Below are 6,089 nucleotides of genomic sequence, written 5' to 3'. Positions count from 1 at the left end.
TTTTTTTGTCTCTTACTTTATCGATAGCTGGCAAGATCTTTATCACTCAATTGCCTATGGATTTAAAGGAGCAAGACTTACTCCGAATACTTCTTAACAAAAAAAAGCTTGAAAGTGCCCTTTGAACCCTTGAGTGTAGAAATTCTTAAATTTAAACTAAATATTAACGTCGGCAAAGAAAGCCTAAGGTACCCTTTTGCTTTTAGATAAGTAGACCTTAGGATTATCTTTAAATAACGTTAAAATTTTTATTTGCGGGAATGGCTGACAAAGCTCTTAATTTCTTGCAAAGTTTACAATAAAACCACACAATTTAGATGACCCATAGGGTCACCTTTTTGAATTACGCCTTAGCCGCGAACTCAATCAAAATCATTCTCTTATTTAAGCTATCTTAAGTTGATTGTATGGAAGCAGCCAGAGGAAGAATTTGATAAGGTGTTTGCAGAAAAATAGGCCCACCAGTTAGGCCTATAAGATTAGTTGCAGGGCTCCTTTATCTTACAACACATTGGGGAGATTTCTGACGAAAATATGGTGTATTGAGGGGTAGAAAACGCCTACTGCCCATATTTTCTTGGATATAACTTTTAGCACCAGGCGCACTCTTCCTACTTCTTTAATTAACGCGAGTTATCGGATAAGGAAATGCTGAAGAAATATTTTCCGCATCTTCTTTCCTACCATGAGTTCATCATTTTAATGAAAACATGCTTAGTTCCACTTTTTGTTTATTCACAAGCTTGCTTAAAGAGAGTATAGAGGCATCTCGTTTATTGATTTTAATCTATTGATAGTATGCCATAATCGTCGCATCCATTCCCTTCCAAGTTTAAAAAAAAATAACCAAAAGAGGAAAAGCCTCTATCAGGCACTTCTGTGGCTTCAAACTACATTTAATTGTTAATGATAAAGGAAAAATTTTTACTTATATGCTAGCGCCAGGAGATGTGAGGATCCAAGGCCCCTGTCTCTGATTTATCTAAAACATTTTTGGCAAAATGTTTAATGAATTGGCTTAGAGCTTAGATAGAATTGAAGCAAACTTAAAGTGCTTTCTTATCCGATAACTCGTGTTAAGTAAACTTTTATTAAGAAAAAACTTTGACGCCAAAAACAAAAATACTCTAAAAGGAAAATTCCAAAAAAATAAGGGATAAAAAAATGAAAAAATTTTTAACATTTTTGCTGGTGATCATGGCAGCTTATAGCCATTTATACAGCCAAAGCTGTGATCATGCTAGAGGAAGAACTCAAAACGCCTTGATTCCTACTTTTAAATTAGCCTTAGCGCCTCGCCCTACCACCGATGAAACAGCTATAGCTTTTTTTGGGGAAGTAGGCAGGAGGAATTATCGTGCCAATGGAACAGTAGGTTGGCTCTACAGCCATGAAGATCGATTCAAGCTTTCAGCTGAATATTTAACGCAAAGATTAGGCTATCGTTTTTCTACCGGGAAAAAAGAACGTTGGATGCATCAATATGCTCTTGGCGCTAAATATCAGCATGATTTTTATCATCAGTTTTTCAATAAGGTTGAAGCTACAGCCTATTACTCTTACGCCGCGTCTCACAATTTAAAGCCTAAGAGATGTGAAGATTTTCTTTACTGGCGCCGTATTGCTGGCTCTAGCAGCTATGGAGGCTCCCTAGGGATAACCATAACCCCTTGGTATTCCGGCCGCTTTCAGGTAGATGCAGATTTTGACAGGGTAAGCTACCGTCGAAAATATAGATCTAGAAAACATCTATCTGGCTTGGGGGCAAGCTTTGGCTATCAGCAGCAAATTGCTTCCCATTTTTTTCTTGATCTCTTAGCCGAATTCAAACGCCCTTATAATTATGGAAAGGTACGTTTAAGCTGGTCTCAGCCCGAATGGACAGGATTGACCGTAGGATTATTTGGCGCGCATACGCAAGGAAAATCTCACCTTCCCAATCTTACCACTGCGGGTATCGAGCTTACCTACGCTTTTGGAACGCAAAAACAAATGGATGCCAGTGCCTGCACCCCCTGCTATTGTAACCCTGCTTTAGCAGGCTGGGTGAGTGCACCCGCAGTTTATATGCCTGAAGTGTTAGCCATTGCGGAAGAAAAAAGAAAGAAAATGATTGCGCCTCCCTCCTGCCATGAATTAAATCATTCTCCTATTCCTAATTTTAGCTTTTCAGGTAATGAGCCTTATAGCTTTGATATCAGCTCTTATTTTAGCAATCCCAGTGGAGGAGCTTTAACGTTTAATGCCTCCGGATTACCGACAGGGGCAAGTATTAATCCAACAACAGGACTCATCTCAGGGATAGGTTTACAAGACAATCAGGTATATAACATTGTCATCACGGCTACAGCTAGTGATGCTTGTGCAAGTGTAAGCCAATCTTTTACCATTGACTTTCCTTGTGTTCCGCCTACCTCCACCCCCCTGGAGAATCCAGTAAATTTGGCTGTACTTAGCGGTGACCCCTATACCTTAAATCAAGTCACCGGACATTTTTTTAGTCCAAACGGTGAGCCCTTCACCTTTACGGCTACAGGACTACCTTCTGACTCATCCATTAATCCCACAACAGGGGTAATCACAGGGCTTTCAAAAGGATCGGGACCTACATTTAAGGTGACCATTACAGGAACTACGCCCTGTGGTTCAACCAGCCAAAGCTTTGTTCTAACATTTTATTCAGCTTAAGCAGGAATTTTAGCTTGATAAGCTAAAAATTAAATGTTGGAAAAAAGCATACAAGAGGGTAAAGAATAATGGGCATCGCCCCCTTTAGCAGGGGGCGTCTCGCCTTCATCTCTTAAATCGCTATGGCCCCGTCTCACAATGAAAAAGTTTATAGAAAGAAATAAAAAAAGAGGATAGATAGGAGAATAGGAAGGTTTGAGAAAGAGCCGGGAAGTAGAGATTTTTTATGCCTCAATACAAAATTGTCCGTTTAAATTATTGCTTAGGCATGGGCTGGCTATAAGTATTAGCCCACTCCCTTCCCCCTCATTTTCAATGAGCACATGTAAAAATCAATTTAACTTGCAAATCTTCGAGGAGAGATTTTTCGCCTTTAAGATTAGAAATTTTGTCTATTAATCTTCGTCTTACACTGTCATTTTCCTTAGCAAGAAGAATCAAGTGATCTTTCAATAAGTCAATGTTAGAATTAGTCAAAGGTACTTCTTTTAAGCTTTTCATTAATTCATTCGTATACTTATCAAGCTTTTTGGCGCTTTCTAACATTTTAATGGAAGAATTAACAGGATGAGTCTCTATCCATTGGCGCAGTTCTTCTATTCCTCTATCTTCATCTTTTTTTTCTAAGACCTCATACTCTTGATAAGAGTGGACTCCACATGAAGTAAATAAACTAAAAATATAATTCATTATTTCCTCTCTTTTTTATAGGTTAATGAATAAAAATATTAGAGCAAAACTCTACTCTTTTTAGCTAAGAAACTAGAAATTGCTCTTTCATTACACGCTGGAGTTAAAACTATCATATTCTTTTTTGTAAAGACAGTCTATCAAAAGTTTTAAGGTTCATCCCCCCTCGCTTTAATAAAACAGTTTACTAGGGGAAAGGCCATAAGGCTTGCTCCTATGAACATATCAGCGCTGCCAGCTCCTTGCCCGCCATCGGTAGCATTTAAAGCAAATATGGAAGATACACCTCGAGTAAAGGTAACAGTTGCACCTGCTAAAAGGTAGGTAGTACCCAAATTCCTATTATTCCCATAGGTCTCAAAGATATGATGACCAAGTTTTCTCACATAGTTGCCCCCAGGGATCCTCCAGACGCCAGCTGATAAATACTTCACTTTTTTAATTGTAGAAGAAAGCTTCTCATCATACCTAATCGTGCTATCCTTGATGGCTTCTTGCGCCTCGGCAGGTTTTTTCTTAGCTAGATCAAAAATTTTTTCCTTTAAATTGCTTTCACACTTTCCTTGAAAAGGCCCATCACTATTAAGCGTTTGAGAAAGACATTGCATACAAGCGATGAATTTATTTGTAAGAGTAGCGTTAGAGGCGTCAATATGGCTGATTACTGAGGTAATATCCCCCGTATTGAGCACATTGGAAGTTTGCCCTGCGGCATCGGTAAATGCTGTCATATTTATATGAACTACCATATTCTATTCCCTCAATCTTTTAAAAATATTGATTACTAAACTTAACCTAATAGGTATTTTAAAACAAAAAGATAAAGAATAGAAATATTAATTTCAAGAAAAAAAACTGCTTTAATGAGAAAATTAATTATTTTTCATTCAAGTAATGAAGAAATCGAACTATATCATTCTAATGCGTTAACAAAAATTTATTACAAGTCATCTAGTAAACTTTTACCTAGGAAATTTTAAAAAAATTTAAAAACAAAGTTGCCGCTAAAATTATAAATAAATGCTGGTGGAAAAAAAGCTCTAGTTGCGAAAAAGCAAAAATTTAGCGAAGTAAATGAAATCCACCCGCTGCAAGGCTCTGCTAGAAAAAAACATTCAGGATAAACCTCTTCATTTAATCTATCCAGAATAGCTCACTGCGGTTACTCTGCATCCATGTAAAAAAGCCCTGTAAGCTAGAAAGACTAAAACCGCCAAAAAAACGAAAGTAAAGTTTCTATTTAAAGTTGCTAGCTTATCCTTTTTTGTTATTTTTCTTGCTTAGTTTTACATTTTACAAAAGATAACTTAAGGAAAAGTTTTAAACCTTTTCTATCAAATGTCAAACATACCTTCTTGCTATTCCTCTCTCTTAATTTAGATTGGCGGCTACCCATTTACAACCCTTGCATCCATTGCCCTTTGCAGATCAACTTAACCTTTTTACCTTCATAGGTAGTTGCCTCCACATCTACATGCTCATCCGAAATCATCATGTCGACATGTACGGTACTTACATTACATCCTATATCTGCAAGCTGCTCAGGCGACATTAAAGGGCCTCCATCTATACACATACTATAGGCAAAACCCACGGCAATATGGCAGGCGGCATTTTCATCATACAAGATTTCTTCAAATATCTTACCCGTTTGGAATATCGGAGAGTCTGTTCCTACTAAAGCCACCTCGCCCAAAAAGCGAGAGCCTGCATCGTTATCGATATATCTTGCAAAATTTTCTTTCCCTTCACTAGCCTCAAAATGAACAAGCTTGCCTTCTTTAAATTCCAAATGCAAATCTTTAACTATTTTACCATTCACAAGCACAGGACGCGTAACTTTTACTTTACCAGTGGTTAGACGATAATCAGGCGTAGTGAAGCACTCCTCTGTGGGAATATTAGGCTCAAATTCCCCTCTAGGTCCTTGGCTTCCCCCTCCCACAAACAGAGCTTGCGGGCTTAAAAAAACCTTTAGATCGGTATCTGGGCCTGTAAAATGCAATTCGCGAATTTTCATTTTAGTCAGGTGCTTAGCACGTGCTTGCAAGATACTATTATGTGTTTTCCATAATTCAAGGCAGTTAGGTTGATCAGCCCGGCAAATTTTGAAAATCTGCTCCCATAATGCTTCACAAGCTTTTGCTTCCTCAAGTTCAGGAAAAACTTTTTTTCCCCATTGCGGCGTAGCTGCTGCGGCAACTGTCCACTGAACTTTCGACTTACTTACCCCCTCAGTATAATATTTTTTAAGAGCTTTAAAATTACTATTGGAGAGAGTGTTAATTTTTTGAGGATTTAAATCTGTAAGGTTATCGGGAAGTTCACTACCAATCAATCGTAAGACAGCAGCTCCTTCTTTTACAAATTCTTCATATTTTTGGCTAAGATAGTGAGGCACATACGCTAGATCATCGTCTTCTATCGAATCCAAGAGGCGAGTTCTTATTAAACGAGGCTCAATAAAATCTACATTCACATGCTTGGCTCCTCGGCGATAAGCTATTTGGCAAAGCAGATGGGTAAGCTCACGATGGCAAATTTCTGCTGTAATGTTAACAATCTGTCCTTTTTGTACATTTAAGCCATGTTCTATCAGTAACTGGGCATAAGTATAGAGTTTTTGTTTAAAATCCATCATTTTTTTAAGCCTCAAAATGGTTTAATAGTGTGTATTTTTTTCAAGTTTGCTATACTACCTTTTATTTAAT

5 protein-coding genes are annotated in these 6,089 nt (G+C 37.8%); 2 read left to right on the top strand and 3 right to left on the bottom strand.

All coding sequences use genetic code 11. The annotated features are described in order from the left end of the window. Positions 1–842: 842 nt before the first annotated feature. Entirely contained in the window at positions 843–977 is a 135-nt protein-coding gene (locus tag NEOC65_RS09985; protein WP_502710354.1) for a transposase, read from the top strand. 187 nt (positions 978–1,164) lie between these two features. Next, a complete protein-coding gene (locus tag NEOC65_RS06225; RefSeq protein ID WP_213156060.1) occupies positions 1,165–2,688 on the top strand; it encodes an Ig domain-containing protein in 1,524 nt (507 codons plus the stop codon). A gap of 312 nt (positions 2,689–3,000) precedes the next feature. On the opposite strand, the gene NEOC65_RS06220 is transcribed toward NEOC65_RS06225, so the two are convergent. The 3 genes from NEOC65_RS06220 to NEOC65_RS06210 form a co-directional block, all read right to left on the bottom strand. Beyond that, entirely contained in the window at positions 3,001–3,378 is a 378-nt protein-coding gene (locus NEOC65_RS06220) for a hypothetical protein (protein ID WP_166158474.1), read from the bottom strand. Between the two features lie 149 nt (positions 3,379–3,527). Next, positions 3,528–4,127: a hypothetical protein gene (locus NEOC65_RS06215; RefSeq protein WP_213156059.1), complete on the bottom strand. Its 600-nt coding sequence runs from the start codon at positions 4,125–4,127 to the stop codon at positions 3,528–3,530. Between the two features lie 647 nt (positions 4,128–4,774). Continuing rightward, the gene (locus NEOC65_RS06210) at positions 4,775–6,019 is read right to left on the bottom strand and encodes an aminopeptidase (protein WP_166156389.1); all 1,245 of its coding nucleotides are present in this window, start codon (positions 6,017–6,019) and stop codon (positions 4,775–4,777) included. Positions 6,020–6,089: the final 70 nt, after the last annotated feature.

It is taken from the genome of Neochlamydia sp. AcF65 (assembly GCF_018342435.1).
GTDB lineage: Bacteria > Chlamydiota > Chlamydiia > Chlamydiales > Parachlamydiaceae > Neochlamydia.
The sequence above is the reverse complement of the archived record's forward strand: the minus strand, read 5'-3'. Positions and strand labels throughout refer to the sequence as shown.

Bases quoted from the DNA above. Each gene is read 5' to 3' on its own strand.
- NEOC65_RS06215 (WP_213156059.1), bottom strand. From the start codon at position 4,127: ATGGTAGTTCATATAAATATGACAGCATTTACCGATGCCGCAGGGCAA.
- NEOC65_RS06220 (WP_166158474.1), bottom strand. From the start codon at position 3,378: ATGAATTATATTTTTAGTTTATTTACTTCATGTGGAGTCCACTCTTAT.
- NEOC65_RS06210 (WP_166156389.1), bottom strand. From the start codon at position 6,019: ATGATGGATTTTAAACAAAAACTCTATACTTATGCCCAGTTACTGATA.
- NEOC65_RS06225 (WP_213156060.1), top strand. From the start codon at position 1,165: ATGAAAAAATTTTTAACATTTTTGCTGGTGATCATGGCAGCTTATAGC.